Origin of the sequence: Thermococcus sp. M36 (assembly GCF_012027355.1) — an archaeon.
Lineage (GTDB): Archaea > Methanobacteriota_B > Thermococci > Thermococcales > Thermococcaceae > Thermococcus.
Genome location: NZ_SNUH01000248.1, coordinates 1 through 422 on the forward strand (window position 1 = coordinate 1; position 422 = coordinate 422).

Here is a 422-nt window from a genome sequence, read left to right on the forward strand (position 1 = left end):
TTCATGCTGTGCTAAAGAAATTTTTTGTTCCTGATAAGTATGCTAATCAAACTTTTTCTCTTTACTGTTGCAGGAAAGAAGTACAGTTGTTATTAAAAAAAAGAGAATGGTTTTTTTCATAAATAAACTTGGTTTAGAATTGTTACGTTCAAATGTACTGTGAAAAATAAAAGAAATTAATGTTACTTTACAGCGTTTGTGTTAAATAAACCTTACTACTGTTATGATTGTAAACTTAAGTAAAGAACATAGCCTTTTAACCAATTGGATAGCTGAATTAAGAGATATAACTATTCAGGGTGACAGGCTTCGGTTCAGAAGAAATTTAGAACGTATAGGCGAAATTGCGGCTTATGAAATAAGTAAACAATTAACATGGAAAGATGTTGAAACACAAACGCCATTAGGTATTCATAACAGTA

The 422-nt window shown here is 29.9% G+C and carries 1 protein-coding gene; it reads left to right on the plus strand.

Annotation, left to right across the window (positions count from 1 at the left end):
• Positions 1-223 precede the first annotated feature (223 nt).
• Positions 224-422: hypothetical protein (locus E3E36_RS13060; RefSeq protein WP_206203706.1), on the plus strand; the 199-nt coding region annotated here is incomplete at its 3' end.